This window comes from uncultured Georgenia sp., from assembly GCF_937958535.1.
Taxonomy (GTDB): domain Bacteria; phylum Actinomycetota; class Actinomycetes; order Actinomycetales; family Actinomycetaceae; genus Oceanitalea.
The window spans coordinates 33,760-51,260 of sequence record NZ_CALGNQ010000243.1 but is presented as its reverse complement, the minus strand read 5'-3'; the positions used below and the strand labels follow the sequence as shown (position 1 = coordinate 51,260).

The window sequence follows — 17,501 nt, the reverse complement described above, 5'->3', positions numbered from 1 at the left end:
CGACCCGTCGCCGCCACCGCCGCCCGGGACAGGGCAGGGGCGGGGCCCGCCTGCGCGGACCCCGCCCCTGCGGTCGACTACCGAACCGTCACATCGTCAGCCGCCGGCGCTGTGCCAGCGCGGCGGCACCGGCGAGGACGGCGAGCACCGCCGCCCCGACGAGGCCGCCGACGGGCGCGCCCGTGGACGGCAGCGCTCCGCCGCCCGGTCCGCCCCCGGCCGGGGGAGTGGTGGCGTCCCCCGTCGGGTCGGTGGTCGGCTCCTGCGTGGTGGGCTCCTGCGTCGTCGGCTCCTGCGTCGGCTCCGGTGTGGGCTCCGGCTCGGGCAGCGGCTCGTCGATCAGCCACCAGTTCTCGACGAAGAAGTCGGCCGGGTCGATGACCCCGCGCTCCTGCGCCCACTCGATGAGCAGCTGGCGGATCTCCACGCGCTCGTCGTACACGACCTCGGCGTCCACGACGTGCGGGTAGCCCTGGCCGCCCGACTGGCGGTAGTTGTTGATCGCCAGGACGAACTCGTCGTCGTCCTCCACCGGGGTGCCGTCCGGGTAGGACAGCCCGGTGATGCGCTCGCCGACCGGCTGGGAGACGTCGATGTAGTACTCCACGCCGGACAGGACGTCGTAGGCGTAGTCCGGGATCGCGCGGTCCCCGCGCACGGCGTTGGTGTGGACTTCCGGGTCGAACTCCTCGCCCTCCTCGAGGTCGGCGTAGTACCGGGCGGAGAACTCGAGGTAGTCGCGCACCTGTGCCCCGGTGAGCCGGACTCCGAGGAGCCAGTTGTCGTAGATGTACAGCCCGGCGATGTCCCGGATGCTGACCTCCCCCTGGGGGAAGACGGCGCTGCGGGAGAACGGCGAGGCCTGGGAGACGACCGTGGCGTCGCCGAGCTCGCCCCGGTCTGCGAGGAACTGCTCGACGGTCGACTGCTGGACGTGGTTGATGAAGTCGATGATCGGGGTGTCCTCGTAGTGCGCGGTGTCGGCGCGCAGCTCGGTCACCGACTCGGCGACCGGCGTGTTGACGTACGCGACCGTCGCCGTGTGCTCCTCGGCGAGGAGGTCCCGCAAGGCCTGGTCCTCCTCCGCGTCGCGGGCATAGTGGGCGACGGCGGTCGGTGCGAACCCCTCCGACCAGTCGACGGCCCAGCCGTCGCCGTCCGGGACGAGGTTGAGCGTCGTCTCGGTCACCGACTGCGCCCAGAACATCGGCTGGGTGATGAGCACCTGCTCACCCGCGGTGTTGGTGACGATCTCCTCCGGACGGTCCTGGTGGCTGTGCCCGGCGACGACGACGTCGATCCCGGGCACCATGCGGGCGACGTTCCCCAGCGCGTTCTCGTGCAGCGCGGACCGGTCGTAGCCCTCGTCGGGCACGGTGCCGTGGCCGGTGTGGGTGACCACGACGACGACGTCGGCCTGCTCGGCGACGACCGGCACCCACTGCTCCGCCGTCTCGACGAGGTCGCGGAACTCCAGCTCTCCCTCGACGAAGGAGCGGTCCCACACGCGCACTCCGGGGGTCACCATCCCGATGACGCCCACGGTCACCTCCTCATCGCCGATCTCCCTGTCGATGAGTGCGTACGGCTGGTGGTAGGGCTCGCCGGTGTCGACGTCGATGACATTCGCTCCGAGCAGTGGGAAGTCGATGTCGCGCTCGTAGGCGGCGAGCAGCGGCAGGTCGTAGTTGTACTCGTGGTTGCCCACCGACTGGACGTCGTAGCCGAGATAGTTGAAGGCGGTCGCCATCGGGTGCTGGACCTCGCCGTCCAGGACGGCCTCGGCCCCGTCGCCGATGCCGTAGTAGTAGGTCAGCGGCGTGCCCTGGATGGTGTCGCCGTTGTCGACGAGCAGGACCGACTCCGGGCCCTTCTCGGTGCGGATCTCGCCGATGATCGTCGAGAGCCGGGTGAGGCCGAGACCGCTGCCCTCGGGGAACGGCTGGTCGCGGAAGTAGTCCCAGTCGTAGACGTGGCCGTGGACGTCGGTCGTGGCGAGCAGCGTGAGCTCGAGCCGCTCGGGGTCGGTGGGCTGGGCAGCGGCCGGTACCGCGGCCGCCAGGAGGAGGGCCGCCGCGGTGACGGCGGGCAGGGCTCTTCGGGTGCGCATGTGGACCTTCCAGTCGTCGGTGGCATAGGGGCCAGGGGGCACCGCCATCGAGGCTAGCGGGGACCGGCGACACTCGGCAGCCGTACGCTGCGGGACATGCAGCGCCCGTCCAGCCCGCCCCCGCCGCACCTGCCCGCCGCACGCGTCGCCGACCTCCGCGCCGACCTGGCGGACTCCTTCACCCAGACGGCGGTCGAGGAGGTGCTCGGCCCGGTCGCGACCGCCGCGCTCGCCCGGGAGGAGCCGGTCCCCGCCCGCCGGGTGACCGCTGCGTCCCGGGAGCCCGCCGCCGTCCTCACCCGCCTCTTCCTCCTCGGCGGAACGGCCCCGCGCCGCGACCTCGACCTGGCGCTGCCCCGGACGACGACAGCGGGAGCCGTCGCCCTCGGGCTCGTCGCCGCGGCGGGGGAGGGCCCCGAGGACGACGTGCGCGCCGTCGTCGACCTCCGCCCCTACGAGGCGACCGATGCCGCCGGTGACGCCCGCTGGTGGGTGGCCTCCGACCTCGGCGAGCTCGCCACCGGGCAGAGCCTGCGCGCCGACCACGTCCTGGGCATCGGCGGCGCCTCGATGACGCTGGCCCGGATCACCGTCCGCGAGTACCGGGGCCGCGTCCTCGACCTCGGCACCGGCTGCGGCGTCCAGGCGCTGCACGCCGCCCGGCACGCCGACGAGCTCGTCGCCACCGACGTCTCCCGGCGTGCCCTGGACTTCGCGGCGTTCAACGCGGCGCTCGCCGGCACCGCCCTCGACCTGCGCGAGGGGTCGCTGCTCGACCCCGTCCGCGGTGAGCAGTTCGACCTCGTCGTGTCCAACCCGCCCTTCGTCATCACCCCGCCCGCGGCGCACGCCGCCGGGCTGCCGGTGATGGAGTACCGCGACGGCGCCATGCCCGGGGACACGCTGGTCGCCGAGCTCGTCTCCGGCCTGGGTGCCCACCTCGCGCCCGGCGGGGTGGCGCAGCTCCTCGGGAACTGGGAGCACCACGCCGGGGAGGACTGGCGCGAGCGGGTCGCCGGCTGGCTGGTCGCCGCCGGCACCGACGGCTGGGTGGTCCAGCGCGAGGTGCAGGACCCGGCGGAGTACGCCCACACGTGGCTGCGCGACGGCGGGCTGCGCCCCGGCACCCCCCTCTTCGACGCCGCGCTCACCGCGTGGCTCGACGACTTCGAGGCGCGCGGCGTGGAGGCGGTCGGCTTCGGCTACCTCACCCTGCGGCGCCCGGCCGACGCCACCCGCGGACTGTGGCACCGCGTCGAGGAGGTGGACACCCCCGTCCACCGCCCGCTCGGCGGGCACGTCGCGGACGTCCTCGCCGCGCACGAGTGGCTCGCCGCGCACGACGACGCGGCGCTCGCCGACCAGTGCCTCGTCGTCGCCCAGGACGTCACCGAGGAGCGGTACCTCCGGCCCGGGGAGCAGGACCCGCGGGTGCTCCAGCTGCGGCAGGGAGAGGGCTTCGGCCGCACCTACCGACCGGGCACGCTCGTCGCGGGAGCCGTCGGTGCCTGCGACGGGGAGCTCACCCTCGGGCAGGTGGTCGCCGGCCTGTCCGTGCTGCTCGACCAGCCGGCCGACGCCGTCGCCGCCGAGGTGCTGCCGGCCGTGCGGGAGCTCGTGCTCGACGGGTTCCTCCGTCCCGCCTGACCTGACCGGCCGGGGGAGCGGCCCGCCACCAGCCGGCCCTGCTCCGCGCCGCCGGGCTGCCGCAGCTCACGAGCCGCCGTCGCCCACTCGACACCGGGCGTGTCCACCCGGCCGGGGGCTGCCGAGGCGGACCTGAGACCCCGCCCCGCGGAACCATCAGGTACCGTCACCCCGACACCCCCTGTGGATGAAGGAAGGTAGGCGGTGGCCGGTTCCCGTAAGCTCGTGATCGTCGAGTCGCCCGCGAAAGCGCGGACGATCGGCAGCTATCTCGGGCCAGAGTTCGACGTCGAGGCGAGCGTCGGGCACATCCGCGACCTTCCCCAGCCCTCCGAGCTGCCCCCGGAGATGAAGAAGGGGCCCTACGGCAAGTTCGCGATCGACGTCGAGGGCGACTTCGAGCCGTACTACGTCGTCGACCCGGACAAGAAGAAGAAGGTCAGCGAGCTCAAGCGGGCGCTGAAGAACGCCGACGAGCTCTACCTCGCCACCGATGAGGACCGCGAGGGGGAGGCCATCGCCTGGCACCTCCTGGACGAGCTCAAGCCCAAGGTGCCGGTCAAGCGGATGGTCTTCCACGAGATCACCCGCGAGGCGATCCAGCGCGCGCTGGAGAACACCCGCGACCTCGACGAGCGGCTCGTCGACGCCCAGGAGGCCCGCCGCATCCTCGACCGCCTCGTCGGCTACGAGGTCTCCCCGCTGCTCTGGCGCAAGGTGCGGCCGCGCATCTCCGCCGGCCGCGTGCAGTCTGTCGCCACCCGCATGGTGGTCGAGCGGGAGCGCGAGCGGATGGCGTTCCGCGCCGCCTCCTACTGGGACGTCAAGGGCACCTTCACCGGTGGGCGGGAGGACGACCGTCGTTCCTTCGACGCCCGCCTCGTCACGCTCGACGGCGCGAAGGTCGCCACCGGGCGGGACTTCGGCGACGACGGCGAGCTGAGGGAGTCCGCCCGCAAGGCGAACGTCGTCCACCTCGACGAGGCCACCGCCACGGCGCTGGCGACCGCGCTGGAGGACGCCGAGGCGCGCGTGGTCTCGATGGAGACGAAGCCCTACACCCGGCGGCCCGCGGCCCCGTTCACCACCTCCACGCTGCAGCAGGAGGCCAGCCGCAAACTGCGGATGAGCGCGCGGGAGACGATGCGCACGGCGCAGAGCCTGTACGAGAACGGGTTCATCACCTACATGCGGACCGACTCCTCGGCGCTGTCCCAGGAGGCGATCGCGGCCGCCCGGGCCCAGGCCACCGAGCTGTACGGCGCCGACTACGTGCCCGCCAAGCCGCGGATCTACGCGCAGAAGTCGAAGGGTGCCCAGGAGGCCCACGAGGCGATCCGGCCCGCGGGGGACTCCTTCCGCACCCCGGCGCAGGTGGCCGGCCAGCTCACCGGGGCGCAGTTCAAGCTCTACGAACTCATCTGGAAGCGCACCGTCGCCTCCCAGATGGCCGACGCCCGCGGGTCCACCGCCACGGTGCGGCTGCGGGCGGACGCCCGCCTCGCCGACGGCACCACCCGTCAGGCCGAGCTCAGCGCCTCCGGCACGGTCATCACCTTCCGCGGCTTCCTCGCCGCCTACGAGGAGGGCCGCGACGCCGAGCGCTACGGCGAGCGCGAGAGCGACCGCGAGACCCGGCTGCCGCGCCTGGAGGAGGGCGACGTCGTCGTCACCGAGTCGGTCACCGCCGAGGGCCACGAGACCACCCCGCCGCCGCGCTACACCGAGGCCAGCCTCGTCAAGGCGATGGAGGAGCGCGGCATCGGCCGCCCCTCCACCTACGCCTCGACCATCTCCACCATCACCGACCGCGGCTACGTCGACCGGCGTGGTCAGGCACTGGTGCCCACGTGGCTGGCGTTCTCGGTGATCCGGCTGCTCGAGGAGTACCTGCCGCGGCTGGTCGACTACGACTTCACCGCCGAGATGGAGTCCGACCTCGACCTCATCGCCGCCGGTCAGGAGGACCGCGTCGCCTGGCTCTCCCGCTTCTACCGTGGCGACGACCAGCGCGACGGGCTGCGTGCGCTCGTCGAGAGCCTCGGCGACATCGACGCCCGAGCGGTCAACAGCATCGACATCGGCGACGGCATCACCCTGCGGGTGGGCCGCTACGGCCCCTACCTCGAGACGGCGGACGGCGAGCGGCGCGCCTCCGTGCCGGACGACGTCGCCCCGGACGAGCTCACCGTGGAGAAGGCCCGCGAGCTGCTCGAGCAGAGCTCCGCCGACGGCCGGGAGCTCGGCGTGGACCCGGAGACCGGGCGCACCATCGTCGCCAAGAGCGGCCGTTTCGGGCCGTACGTCACCGAGGTCATCCCCGAGGAGGAGGCCTCCGCCAAGGGCAAGAAGAAGGTCAAGCCCCGCACGGCGTCGCTGTTCAAGTCGATGCAGCTGGAGACGGTGACCCTCGAGGACGCGCTGCGGCTGCTGTCACTGCCGCGGGTCGTGGGCGTGGACCCCGAGACGGGCGAGGAGATCACCGCGCAGAACGGGCGCTACGGCCCCTACCTGAAGAAGGGCACCGACTCCCGCACCCTGCCCGAGGGCGAGGAGCAGATCTTCGAGATCACCCTCGAGGAGGCGCTGGAGCTGTACAAGCAGCCGAAGCGCGGGCGCGGGGCCACGGCCAAGCCCCCGCTGCGCGAGCTCGGGGAGGACCCGGTCAGCGGCAAGCCGGTCGTCGTCAAGGACGGCCGCTTCGGCCCCTACGTCACCGACGGCACGACCAACGCCACCCTGCGCAAGGACGACGCCGTGGAGACGATCACCCCGGAGCGCGCCTTCGAGCTGCTTGCCGAGAAGCGCGCCAAGGGGCCCACGAAGAAGACGACCACCCGCCGCACGACCACGCGCAAGACCACGACGAAGAAGAGCACCGCCGCGAAGAAGTAGCCGCCACCGGGGACGCCCGCTCCCCGGTGGCTCGCCGGGCCGGGCACGAGGGATGCCGCACCGGGCACACCGGCGTGTGGCAGCATCGGGGCCATGCAGCAGCCTCGTCCCGGGCCGTCCCCGCAGGCCAAGCAGCTCCTCGCCGTCGTCTGGGTGGGCGGGCTCCTCACCGTCGGGCTCGTCCTGCTCTGGGCGGCCGACGTCGTCCCGACCGCGGTGCTGCTCGGCGGCTTCGTCGTCGTCTTCGTCGTCGAGGTCCTCATGACGAGCCGGTTCCGCCGGCGGGCGGCCGAGCAGCTCCACCGCCGCCGGCAGCAGCCTCCCGGCGGCGTCTCGACGCTCGGCCCCGACAGCCCTGCCGCCGGGTACGGCTACGACCCGATGGCCGACGGGGAGCGGCGCCGGTGACGCGGCTGGACCTGTCCGACGTCCCCGACCCCCGGGCGGCGCCGCCGCTGCGGTGGGGCATCCTCGGCGCCGGAGGGATCGCGCGCGTCTTCGCCCGCCAGGTGCCGACGCTGAGCAGCGGACAGGTGGTGGCGGTCGGGTCGCGCGACCTCGCCCGGGCGCGTGCGTTCGCCGACGAGCACGGCATCCCGCGGACGCACGGCAGCTACGCCGACCTCGTCGGCGACGATGACGTCGAGGCGGTCTACGTCGCCACCCCGCACAGCGAGCACCGCGCGCACGCCCTGCTGGCGATCGCCGCCGGCAAGCACGTCCTCGTGGAGAAGGCCTTCACCCGGAACGCGACCGAGGCCCGCGAGGTGTTCGACGCCGCCCGCGAGCGGGGCGTGTTCGTCATGGAGGCGATGTGGACCCGCTTCCTGCCGCACATGGTGGCGATCCGTCACCTGGTGCGCAGCGGGGCGATCGGGGAGGTCGTCAGCCTCCACGCCGACCACGGCCAACGCCTCGACCACGACCCGGACGGGCGGCTGCTCAACCCGGTCCTCGCCGGCGGGGCGCTGCTCGACCTCGGGGTGTACCCGATCTCCTTCGCCCACGACATCCTCGGCACCCCCGACGCCGTGCTCGCCTCCGGTGCGCTCGCCGACACCGACGTCGACGGCCAGGAGACCGTGCTGCTCCGCTACGGCAGCCGGGCGCTCGCCGTGTGCTCGGCGACGCTGTGGGCCCGCACGCCCTGCCGCGCCGCGGTCAGCGGCACGGAGGGGATGATCGAGCTCGACGGCCCCTTCTACGGGCCGACCACCTTCACCGTCACCCGCGGCGACGAGCGGACCGCGGTCCGCCCGCAGCACGAGGGCGGCTTCCAGTACGAGGCCGCGGAGGTGGCGCGCTGCGTCGCCGCGGGACGCCTGGAGTCCGAGACGCTTCCGTGGGCGGAGACCGTCGCCGTCCTGGAGACGATGGACGAGGTCCGCCGCCAGGTCGGGGTCGCCTACCCGGGCGAGTGAGGCGAGCATCCTCCACAGGGGCGGTCCGAGAGGGTCGTGCGGCTCGTTAGGCTGGGCCGGTGACCACCGAAGCGGCGCCCCTGTTCATCGCGTTCGAGGGCGGGGACGGCTCCGGGAAGAGCACCCAGGCCCGGCTGCTGCGCGACTGGCTCGTCGGCCGTGGCCGGGAGGTCGTGCTCACACGTGAGCCGGGCGGGACCGAGCTCGGACGCCGGCTGCGGCAGGAGGTGCTCCACGGGGAGGACCTCGACCCCCGTACCGAGGCGCTGCTCTACGCCGCCGACCGCGCCCACCACGTGCACACCCTCGTGCGGCCCGCGCTCGCCCGTGGAGCGGTGGTCGTCACCGACCGCTACATCGACTCCTCGGTCGCCTACCAGGGCGCGGGCCGGGCCCTGGGCAGCGAGGAGATCCGCGACCTGTCGGTCTGGGCCACCGGCGGGCTGCTGCCCGACCTCACCGTCGTCCTCGACGTCGACGCCGCGACCGCGGCGGGCCGGCGGTCCCGCACCCCTGACCGCCTGGAACGCGAGCCGCACGACTTCCACGAGGAGGTGCGGGCCGCCTTCCTCGCCCTCGCCGCGGCAGACCCGGACCGGTACGTCGTCGTCGACTCCTCCCGCCCCCGGGAGGACGTCCACGCCGCCGTCCTCGCCGCCGTCGCCCCGCTCGTGGAGGCAGCCCGATGAGTGTGTGGGACGACGTCGTCGGCCAGCCGCAGGCGGTCGGCGTGCTGCGCTCGGCGGCCGCGGCGGCACGGGAGGTCCTTGCCGGCGGGACCGGCTCCAGCGGCATGACCCACGCCTGGCTCATCACCGGACCACCCGGCTCCGGCCGCTCGGTGGCCGCGCGCGCCTTCGCCGCTGCGCTCGCCTGCACCGACCCGGCGGAGATCGGCTGCGGCCGCTGCCACGGGTGCACGACGACCCTCGCCGGCACCCACGCCGACCTCCAGGTCATCACCACCGAGCGGGTGAGCTTCAAGATCGAGGAGATCCGCCCGATCGTCTCCGACGCGCAGCAGGCGCCCTCCCAGGGGGGCTGGCGGGTGATGCTCATGGAGGACGCCGACCGCATGGTCGAGCGCACGTCCAACGTCCTCCTCAAGGCCATCGAGGAGCCGCCGCCGCGGACGGTGTGGCTGCTGTGCGCCCCCAGCCCGCAGGACCTCATCCCGACCATCCGCTCGCGCTGCCGCATCGTCTCGCTGCGTGTCCCGGCCCCCGAGGACGTCGCCGAGCTGCTCGTGCGCAGAGACGGCATCGACCCGCGGGTCGCGCTCACCGCCGCGCGGGCCGCGCAGAGCCACGTCGGGGTCGCCCGCCGGCTCGCCACCGACCCGCAGGCCCGGGAGCGGCGACGCTCCATCCTCACCGTCCCGAACCGGGTGCGCGGTGTCGGCGACGCGGTGCTCGCCGCCGCCGAGCTCGTCGAGCTCGCCCAGGCGGAGGGGAAGGCGGCCACCGAGGAGCGGGACGCCGTCGAGCGTGCCGAGCTGCTGCGCACCCTGGGCGCCGAGGGCGAGACCCGGCTGCCGCCCAACGTCCGGTCGCAGCTGCGCCGCCTCGAGGAGGAGCAGAAGAGCCGGGCCACCCGCGCCCAGCGCGACGTCCTCGACCGGGCGATGGTCGACCTCCTGTCGCTGTACCGCGACGTGCTCGTCGTCCAGCTCGGCGCCGACGTCGCCCTCGTCAACGCCGACCTCGAGGCCGAGGTGCGCTCGCTGGCCGCGGACTCCACCCCCGAGCAGACCCTGCAGCGGATGGACGCCGTGGCGACCGCCCGCACCCGGCTCGCCGCCAACGTCGCACCGCTGCTCGCCGTCGAGGCGATGATGGTCGGCCTGCGCCCGCAGGCCGACGGAACGCGCTTGTAGACTCGCGCCGGTGAGCCGGAACCTGCGCGCTGCCCTGTGCCTCGTCGCCGCGACCGCCCTGGTCGCCTGCACCACCACCGACACCCCCGAGACCGGCACCGAGCCGGTCAGCCCGCGCGCCGAGGAGACGCTGCCCGCGGTGCCCGCCGAGCTCCGCGCCTACTACGAGCAGGAGCTCACCTGGGAGGAGTGCGGCTCGCGCTTCGAGTGCACGGACGTCACCGTGCCGATGGACTACGCCGAACCCGACGGCGAGACCATCACCCTCGCGGTCAAGCGGCGCGCCGCCGGTGACGACGAGCCCGTCGGATCCCTCTTCGTCAACCCGGGCGGCCCGGGCGGCTCCGGCATCCAGCTCGCCGAGGCCGCCCAGGTCATGTTCTCCGCCGACCTCCTCGACGGCTACGACATCGTCGGCTTCGACCCCCGCGGGGTGGGGCAGTCCAGCGCCGTCGACTGCGTGAGCGACGCCGAGCTCGACCGCATCCGCGCTGCGGACTACGACGCGACGGAGGAGGGGCTGGCCGCCCTCACGCGGGACGCCGAGGAGCTCGCCGCGGCCTGTGCCGAGAACACCGGCGAGCTCCTCGCCCACGTCGACACCATCAGCGCCGCCCGCGACCTGGACATCCTGCGCCACGTCGTCGGCTCGCCGCGGCTGGACTACCTGGGCTACTCCTACGGCACCTTCCTCGGCGCCACCTACGCCGAGCTCTTCCCCGAGCACGTCGGTCGGATGGTGCTCGACGGCGGCCTGGACCCGGCGCTCGGGTACTCCGACGTCGTCCGGGGGCAGGCGGCCGGCTTCGAGCGGGCGCTGCGGGTCTACGCCGAGGACTGCCTCGCCGGCTCCGGCTGCCCGCTGAGCGGGGACGTCGACGCCGCGGTGGCCCAGGTGCAGAACCTCCTCCAGCTCGCCTCGCACACCCCGCTGCCGACCGGCACCGACCGCGAGCTCACCGCGTCGCTGATGGTCTCCGGCATCATCATGCCGCTCTACGACGACAACTACTGGATGCTGCTCACCTCGGCCCTCGACGCCGCGATGAACGAGCAGGACGGCTCCCAGCTGCTCCTGCTCGCCGACCTCGCCGCCGAGCGGGAGCCGGACGGCACCTACGCGACGAACTCCACCGAGGCCAATATCGCGATCAACTGCCTCGACCACCCCGTCGAGGGCGACCTGGAGGACTGGCGCGACCTGGCCAAGGAGCTGGAGGAGATCTCCCCCACGTTCGGACCCACACTCTCCTTCGGGGAGATCACCTGCGCCGCCTGGCCGCACGAGCCTCCGGCCGCCCCGGCGCCGGTCTCCGCCGCGGGCGCCGACCCGGTCGTCGTCATCGGCACCACCGGTGACCCCGCCACCCCGTACGCGTGGTCCGAGCAGCTGGCCGAGCAGCTGGAGTCCGGTGTCCTGGTGACCTACGAGGGGGAGGGCCACACCGCCTACGGGCGTGCCGGCCGGTGCATCACCGAGGCGGTCGACGACTACCTCCTGCGCGGCGTCGTGCCGCAGGACGGGCTCGTCTGCTGACTTTGGAGTCCGGGGCACCTGGCAGGTACAGTGGTCCGCGCTGCCCCGCGCGGGCGCGCCGCCTTAGCTCAGTCGGCAGAGCGTCTCACTCGTAATGAGAAGGTCGTGGGTTCGATTCCCACAGGCGGCTCCGACATCTTGACCGGACCGACGTACCATGGTGTCCATGGACTACGTCGTGGCGCTGCTCCCCTCAATCGGACTGGCGATTATCTTCGTCATTGTGATGCGCGCCATTCTGCTCGCCGACCGTCGTGAGCGGGCTGCTTTTCGTGAGTTCGAGAAGACGCAGCGTTCGGCGTCAACCGTCGTTCAGCGTGACAATTCTGATTCCCAGAATTAGTGTGGGAAGCGCCGCTAATTGAAAGCAGTCAGCGGCGCACACGTCCGCAGTTCCCCAAGAGGGCTGACGCACACAGGAGAATCAGAATGGCGCAGAAGGTCATGGTCCAACTCATCGATGACGTCGACGGCTCGCTCGCGGACGAGACGGTCCTTTTCAGCCTCGACGGTGTGAACTACGAGATCGACCTCAACGAGAAGAACGCCGCCAAGCTGCGTGACGCCCTGGCCCCGTGGATCGGCAACGCCCGCCGGGTCGGTGGTCGCCGGGCTCCCGGCCGCCGCGGCCGTTCGGGCTCCTCCTCGGGCCGCTCCAGCAGCAGCGGCGAGGCGGCGAAGATCCGCGAGTGGGCGCGTGCCAACGGGTACACCGTCTCCGACCGCGGTCGCATTCCCGCCGAGGTCATCGAGGCATACCAGAAGGCCGGCTGACCTCCGTCCGAGGCGCCCGCGCCGTCCGGCAGCCGAAGGTCCCGCGACGGCTCACGACCCATAGGAGATAATGGCGGTATGACCTACACCCTTGTGCTGCTCCGTCACGGCGAGAGCGAATGGAACGCGAAGAATCTCTTCACCGGCTGGGTCGACGTGCCGCTGTCGGAGAAGGGTGTCGAGGAGGCACTGCGCGGCGGTGACCTTCTCGTCGAGTCCGGTATCGCGCCGGACGTCGTCCACACGTCACTGCTGCGGCGGGCCATTTCCACCGCGAACCTCGCCCTCGACCGGGCGGACCGCCACTGGATCCCGGTGAAGCGGCACTGGCGGCTCAACGAGCGCCACTACGGGGCGCTCCAGGGCAAGAACAAGAAGGAGATCCGCGACGAGTACGGCGAGGAGCAGTTCATGCTCTGGCGCCGTTCCTACGACGTCCCGCCGCCGCCGATCGAGCCCGGCTCGGAGTTCTCCCAGGATGCCGACCCCCGCTACGCCGGGGAGCCCATCCCGGCCAGCGAGTGCCTCAAGGACGTCCTCGAGCGCGCGCTGCCGTACTGGGAGTCCGCGGTCGTCCCCGACCTCAAGGCGGGCAAGACGGTGCTGGTCGCCGCGCACGGCAACTCCCTGCGCGCCATCATCAAGCACCTCGACGGCATCGACGACGAGACCATCTCGGGACTGAACGTGCCCACCGGCATCCCGCTCGTCTACGAGCTGGACGAGGATCTCAAGCCCGTCACGCCGGGCGGTCGCTACCTCGACCCGGAGGCCGCCGCCGCGTCCATCGCGGCCGTGGCCAACCAGGGCAAGTAGCCACGACGACGAAGCGGGGGCCGGCACCAGCCGGCCCCCGCTGCTCGTGTCGGCACCGTCAGCTCGTGCGGTCGCGATGCGGCATGACCGAGTTCGACAGGTCACCCGTGACGAGGTAGCTCGTCCGCCGCGCCACCGACACCCCGTGGTCACCGAAGCGCTCGAAGTACCGGCCCAGGAGCACGCCGTCGACCATCTGCTGCCGCGTCATCTCGACGTCCGGGTCGAGCAGGATGGTGAAGGTGTGCTTGTGCAGCGCGTCGAGTGTGTCGTCGTCGCGCTCGACGCCCGCCGCGAGCTCCAGGTCGCGGGTGGCGAGCAGCTCGCTGACCTGGTGGGCGACCTTCGTGGCCGCCTCACCCATCTGCGTGAAGACCTCGCGCATGGCCGGTGCCGGAGCCGGCTCCGGGTAACGTCCCCGCGCCACGTAGGCGATGTGCCGGGCGAGGTCACCCATCCGCTCGATCGTCGCCGACATCCGCAGCGCCGCGATGACGACGCGAAGATCGGTGGCGACCGGCGCCTGCCGGGCGAGCAGCGAGATGCACTGCTCGTCGAGGCTGTGCTCGATCTCGTCGATCTGCTCGTCCGCGCGGATGACCTTTTCCGCCAGCTGCAGATCGGCGGTCTGGAGTGCGGTGGAGGCATTCTCGATCGCGTCGATGACGAGCTTGCTCATCCGCTGGAGGTCCTCGCCCACCTGGGCCAGCTCCTGCATGAAGATCTCGCGCACGTCATTCCTCCAATTTCGTCGTAAACCAACCGTATCGTCCTCCGCCCTCATGAACGACAGGTGGCGCCCCGGTTAACACCGCGAGTCCGCGCCGGTGACGGCTCCCACCGAATGGCGACGGGGGCTTACCCTCGGTGCTGTGGACGGTATCTGGCCGATTGTCGTCGTAGCCCTCCTCGGGCTCGCCGTCGGCTTTCTCCTCCGCGGATTCCTGCCGCCCCGGCCCGGCGCCCAGCCGGTCGCCGACCGGCAGGAGAGCGCCGTGAGCAAGGACACCCGGCAGCTGCTCCGGGCGCTGCGCTCGACGATCCTCGTCCTCGATGCGAGCGGGACCGTGCTCCAGGCCAGCCCGTCGGCCTACAGCTACGGCCTGGTGCGGTCGGACATGCTCACCTCGGCCGCGGTCAAGGAGGTCGTCGAGCAGGTACGTGCCGACGGCCGCCCGCACGAGCGGGAGCTCAACGTGCCGCGCGGCCCGCTCACCGGCGCCGGGGAGATGATCTTCCTCCTGCGTGTCGTCCCCCTGAGCGGGGGCCGCATCCTCGTCGTCGCCGACGACCAGACGGCGGCCCGCCGCCTCGACCAGGTGCGCCGTGACTTCGTCGCCAACGTCTCCCACGAGCTCAAGACCCCCGTCGGCGCGCTCGCGCTGCTCAGCGAGACCCTCGCGGACGCTGCCGACGACCCCGCGGCGGTGCGGCGTTTCACCGCCCAGATGCAGCGCGAGTCCCGCCGTCTCACCGCGCTCGTGCAGGAGATCATAGACCTCTCCCGCCTGCAGGAGCCCGATGCGCTCGTCGATTCCGAGCTCGTCGCCGTCGACGACGTTGTCGCCGAGGCGGCCGAGCGGGTGGCCGTCGAGGCGCAGTCGCGGCGGGTCACCGTGGCGGTCGGCGGGGAGAAGGGGCTCCACGTCTTCGGTGACGCCGACCTGCTCACCACTGCCGTGCGTAACCTGCTGGACAACGCGCTGCGCCACTCCGACCCGCTGAGCCGGGTGTCGGTCGGGGTGTCCCGCGACGACGACACGGTGCGCATCGCCGTCGTCGACCAGGGCGAGGGCATCCCGCCCGGCCAGCAGGAGCGGATCTTCGAACGCTTCTACCGGGGCGACCCGGCCCGGGCGCGCCGCACGGGCGGCACCGGGCTGGGGCTGAGCATCGTCAAGCACGTCGCCGCCGACCACGGCGGCGAGGTCGAGCTGTGGTCCAAGCCGGGGGCCGGCTCGACCTTCACCCTCGTGCTGCCGCTCGCCGAGCCCCCGTCCCCCCGCCCGCAGGACCGCCCCACCGAGACGACAGGAGCCGTTCCAGAGCCATGACCACCATCCTCCTGGTCGAGGACGAGGAGTCCTACCGCGAGCCGCTCATCTACCAGCTGGAGCGCGACGGGTACGAGGTCGTCGCCGTCGACAACGGCCCGGACGCCCTCGTCGCCTACGGCCGGTCCGCACCGGACCTCGTGCTCCTCGACCTCATGCTGCCGGGCATGTCCGGCACCGAGGTGTGCCGCGAGCTGCGCCGCCAGGGCAACACCCCGGTGATCATGCTCACCGCGAAGGACGACGAGTTCGACAAGGTGCTCGGCCTGGAGCTCGGCGCCGACGACTACGTCACCAAGCCCTACTCCTACCGCGAGCTCGTCGCCCGGATGCGCGCGGTCCTGCGCCGCGGTGCGGGCACCGAGGACGACTCCTCCTCCGGGGTGCTGGAGGTGGGCCACGTGCGGATGGACGTCGCCCGCCACGAGCTCTACGTCCACGGCGAGCCCATCCGCATCCCGCTGCGCGAGTTCGAGCTGCTCGAGGTCCTCATGCGCAACGTCGACCACGTGCTCACCCGTGGGCAGCTCATCGACCGGGTATGGGGCGCGGACTACGTCGGGGACACCAAGACCCTCGACGTCCACGTCAAGCGGATCCGGGCGAAGATCGAGCCGGAGCCCTCCCGGCCGCGGATGCTGCTGACGGTGCGGGGTCTGGGGTACAAGCTCGTGACGCCGACGGAGGACCGGACCCCGTAACCTGTCGCTTGCCGGTCGGCCACCCGCCGGCCACCCAGCCGAGTCGACAGGGGACGGGATGACAACGCGCAGGTACGGACGGCGGATCGCGGCCGCCGCGGCGCTGCTCGCGCTCGCCGCGTGCGGCGGCCACAGCGGCACGGTCGCCGGGGCGGGCGCCTCCTCCCAGGAGATCGCCATGCAGGCCTGGCTCGCCGGGCTGTACGACATCCGGCCCGACATCCTCGCCTCCTACGACCCGGCCGGCTCCGGTGCCGGCCGGGAGATGTTCATCACCGGCGCCGTCGACTTCGCCGGCACCGACGCCCACCTCGACGACGAGGAGTACGCCGCGGCCGTCGAGCGCTGCGAGGGCGGGGACGTCCTCGAGCTGCCGCTGTACATCTCGCCCATCGCGGTCGCCTACCACCTGCCCGGCCTGGAGATCGACCACCTCCAGCTCTCCCCGCACACCATCGCGGCGATGTTCGACGGCCGGATCGAACGCTGGGACGACCCCGCGATCGCCGAGACGAACCCCGGTGTCGACCTGCCGGACCTGCCCGTCGTCCCGGTCAACCGCTCCGACGACTCCGGCACCACGGAGAACTTCACCGAGTACCTCGCCGAGGCCGGCGGGGACGCCTGGCCCTACGAGCCGAGCGGCACCTGGCCCCGCTCGGGCACCCAGTCCGGCCAGCAGAACGCCGGCATGGTCTCCACGCTGCGCGGCGCGGAGGGCACGATCGGCTACGTCGACGCCTCGCAGGTGACCGACGACCTCGGCACGGTCGCGGTGCAGGTGGGCGACGGCTACGTGCCGTTCTCCCCGGAGGCGGCGGCCGCCGTCGTCGACGCCTCCCCACCGGCCCCGGGGGCCAGCGACACCCGGATCGTCATCGACCTCGACCGCGCGACCGACGCCCCGGGCGCCTACCCCGTCGTCCTCATCTCCTACACCGTGGCCTGCACCCGGTACGAGAGCGCGGAGAAGGCCGACGCCGTGCGTGAGCTGCTCACCTACATCGCCAGTGAGGAGGGGCAGCAGCGGGCGGCCTCCCCGGACGTCGCGGGGGCGGCACCGATCTCACCGGCCCTGCGCGAGCGGGTGATGGCGGCGGTGGAGCGGATCAGCGGCCCGGAGGCCGGCTGACCGTCACGGCACGTACTCGGCGTACTGCGGCAGGGCGTCGTCGAGCACCGGGACGTTGGCGGAGACCGTGCCGTACCCGGTGACCTCGACCAGGGCCTCGGCCACCGCGCCGGGGGCCGCCGGGGTGGAGGGGATGACGACCGGCTCGTCCACGCCGAGGAGCACGCTCTCCCCCGGGGCGACCGGGACCTGGATACCGCCGTCGCCGATGGTCACGCTCATGACGACCTCCTCGGTGCCGTCGTTGACGAGCGCACCGAAGGCCTGCCCCTCGCCGCCCTCCTCGGCGGCCAGCACCATGAGGTTCTCCACCCGGATGTCGTCGGAGACCTCCACCCTGACCCCGTCGCCGGCGTTGTAGAGCTCGGCGGTCTGGATCGGGGTCATCGCGCTGCAGCTGGCGACCAGGACGGAGGCGCCGAGCACAGCGGCGCCACTGAGCAGGCGGTGGAAGCGGGCCAAGACGGTCTCCTTCGTCGACGGTTCGGGCCCAGGGTACCCGTCCGTTCGGCTACGCTGCGCCCCGGTACAGGCACCG

Annotated in this window: 16 protein-coding genes and 1 tRNA gene; 14 read left to right on the top strand and 3 right to left on the bottom strand. The window is 72.6% G+C overall.

Annotation, left to right across the window (positions count from 1 at the left end; all coding sequences use genetic code 11):
- Positions 1-88 precede the first annotated feature (88 nt).
- Positions 89-2,110 carry a 5'-nucleotidase C-terminal domain-containing protein gene (locus Q0195_RS12915; RefSeq protein WP_299279195.1) on the bottom strand — a complete coding sequence of 674 codons (2,022 nt, stop codon included), beginning with the start codon at positions 2,108-2,110 and terminating at the stop codon, positions 89-91.
- Positions 2,111-2,206: 96 nt separating this feature from the next.
- On the opposite strand from Q0195_RS12915, the gene Q0195_RS12910 reads away from it, so the two are divergent.
- From Q0195_RS12910 to Q0195_RS12860, 11 genes are all read left to right on the top strand, one after another.
- Complete coding sequence (locus Q0195_RS12910; protein ID WP_299279193.1) at positions 2,207-3,757, top strand: methyltransferase; 1,551 nt, start codon at positions 2,207-2,209, stop codon at positions 3,755-3,757.
- A gap of 204 nt (positions 3,758-3,961) precedes the next feature.
- Positions 3,962-6,652 carry a type I DNA topoisomerase gene (topA, locus tag Q0195_RS12905; RefSeq protein WP_299279191.1) on the top strand — a complete coding sequence of 897 codons (2,691 nt, stop codon included), beginning with the start codon at positions 3,962-3,964 and terminating at the stop codon, positions 6,650-6,652.
- A 93-nt stretch (positions 6,653-6,745) separates the two neighbouring features.
- Complete coding sequence (locus tag Q0195_RS12900; RefSeq protein WP_299279189.1) at positions 6,746-7,060, top strand: hypothetical protein; 315 nt, start codon at positions 6,746-6,748, stop codon at positions 7,058-7,060.
- Positions 7,057-8,073, top strand: coding sequence for a Gfo/Idh/MocA family oxidoreductase (locus tag Q0195_RS12895; protein WP_299279187.1), 1,017 nt, complete (start codon positions 7,057-7,059; stop codon positions 8,071-8,073). Before Q0195_RS12900 ends, Q0195_RS12895 begins: the two co-directional genes overlap by 4 nt.
- Before the next feature lie 59 nt (positions 8,074-8,132).
- Positions 8,133-8,762, top strand: coding sequence for a dTMP kinase (gene tmk / locus Q0195_RS12890; RefSeq protein ID WP_299279185.1), 630 nt, complete (start codon positions 8,133-8,135; stop codon positions 8,760-8,762).
- A complete protein-coding gene (locus tag Q0195_RS12885) occupies positions 8,759-9,949 on the top strand; it encodes a DNA polymerase III subunit delta' (protein WP_299279184.1) in 1,191 nt (396 codons plus the stop codon). Before tmk ends, Q0195_RS12885 begins: the two co-directional genes overlap by 4 nt.
- A 10-nt stretch (positions 9,950-9,959) precedes the next feature.
- Positions 9,960-11,486 (top strand): alpha/beta hydrolase, encoded by a 1,527-nt coding sequence (locus Q0195_RS12880; RefSeq protein WP_299279182.1) that lies wholly within the window; start codon positions 9,960-9,962, stop codon positions 11,484-11,486.
- Between the two features lie 57 nt (positions 11,487-11,543).
- Positions 11,544-11,616: transfer RNA gene (locus tag Q0195_RS12875), tRNA-Thr, on the top strand.
- 36 nt (positions 11,617-11,652) lie between these two features.
- Positions 11,653-11,829, top strand: a complete 177-nt coding sequence (locus tag Q0195_RS12870) for a hypothetical protein (RefSeq protein WP_299279180.1) — start codon at positions 11,653-11,655, stop codon at positions 11,827-11,829.
- A gap of 86 nt (positions 11,830-11,915) precedes the next feature.
- Positions 11,916-12,260, top strand: coding sequence for an Lsr2 family protein (locus tag Q0195_RS12865; RefSeq protein ID WP_299279179.1), 345 nt, complete (start codon positions 11,916-11,918; stop codon positions 12,258-12,260).
- Positions 12,261-12,338: 78 nt separating this feature from the next.
- Positions 12,339-13,076, top strand: coding sequence for a phosphoglyceromutase (locus Q0195_RS12860; protein ID WP_299279177.1), 738 nt, complete (start codon positions 12,339-12,341; stop codon positions 13,074-13,076).
- A 58-nt stretch (positions 13,077-13,134) separates the two neighbouring features.
- Here Q0195_RS12860 and phoU read toward each other — a convergent pair whose 3' ends face one another.
- Positions 13,135-13,809, bottom strand: a complete 675-nt coding sequence (gene phoU / locus Q0195_RS12855; RefSeq protein WP_299279176.1) for a phosphate signaling complex protein PhoU — start codon at positions 13,807-13,809, stop codon at positions 13,135-13,137.
- A gap of 139 nt (positions 13,810-13,948) precedes the next feature.
- Here phoU and Q0195_RS12850 point away from each other — a divergent pair, with 139 nt between their 5' ends.
- Genes Q0195_RS12850 through Q0195_RS12840 form a run of 3 tightly spaced genes read left to right on the top strand, consistent with a single transcriptional unit; the run spans position 13,949 to position 16,963 of the window.
- Positions 13,949-15,130, top strand: a complete 1,182-nt coding sequence (locus Q0195_RS12850) for an ATP-binding protein (protein ID WP_299279174.1) — start codon at positions 13,949-13,951, stop codon at positions 15,128-15,130.
- The gene (locus Q0195_RS12845; protein ID WP_299279172.1) at positions 15,127-15,831 is read left to right on the top strand and encodes a response regulator transcription factor; all 705 of its coding nucleotides are present in this window, start codon (positions 15,127-15,129) and stop codon (positions 15,829-15,831) included. The genes Q0195_RS12850 and Q0195_RS12845 overlap by 4 nt, the downstream gene beginning before the upstream one ends.
- 58 nt (positions 15,832-15,889) lie before the next feature.
- Positions 15,890-16,963, top strand: a complete 1,074-nt coding sequence (locus Q0195_RS12840) for a phosphate ABC transporter substrate-binding protein PstS (protein WP_299279170.1) — start codon at positions 15,890-15,892, stop codon at positions 16,961-16,963.
- A gap of 3 nt (positions 16,964-16,966) precedes the next feature.
- Here the strand turns inward: Q0195_RS12840 and Q0195_RS12835 are convergent, their stop codons facing one another.
- Complete coding sequence (locus Q0195_RS12835; protein ID WP_299279168.1) at positions 16,967-17,425, bottom strand: hypothetical protein; 459 nt, start codon at positions 17,423-17,425, stop codon at positions 16,967-16,969.
- Positions 17,426-17,501 lie beyond the last annotated feature (76 nt).

Excerpts from the sequence above, each read along its gene's own strand:
- Q0195_RS12915 (WP_299279195.1), bottom strand. The coding sequence starts at position 2,110 with ATGCGCACCCGAAGAGCCCTGCCCGCCGTCACCGCGGCGGCCCTCCTC.
- Q0195_RS12910 (WP_299279193.1), top strand. The coding sequence starts at position 2,207 with ATGCAGCGCCCGTCCAGCCCGCCCCCGCCGCACCTGCCCGCCGCACGC.
- Q0195_RS12900 (WP_299279189.1), top strand. The coding sequence starts at position 6,746 with ATGCAGCAGCCTCGTCCCGGGCCGTCCCCGCAGGCCAAGCAGCTCCTC.
- Q0195_RS12885 (WP_299279184.1), top strand. The coding sequence starts at position 8,759 with ATGAGTGTGTGGGACGACGTCGTCGGCCAGCCGCAGGCGGTCGGCGTG.
- Q0195_RS12870 (WP_299279180.1), top strand. The coding sequence starts at position 11,653 with ATGGACTACGTCGTGGCGCTGCTCCCCTCAATCGGACTGGCGATTATC.
- Q0195_RS12865 (WP_299279179.1), top strand. The coding sequence starts at position 11,916 with ATGGCGCAGAAGGTCATGGTCCAACTCATCGATGACGTCGACGGCTCG.
- Q0195_RS12860 (WP_299279177.1), top strand. The coding sequence starts at position 12,339 with ATGACCTACACCCTTGTGCTGCTCCGTCACGGCGAGAGCGAATGGAAC.
- Q0195_RS12845 (WP_299279172.1), top strand. The coding sequence starts at position 15,127 with ATGACCACCATCCTCCTGGTCGAGGACGAGGAGTCCTACCGCGAGCCG.
- Q0195_RS12840 (WP_299279170.1), top strand. The coding sequence starts at position 15,890 with ATGACAACGCGCAGGTACGGACGGCGGATCGCGGCCGCCGCGGCGCTG.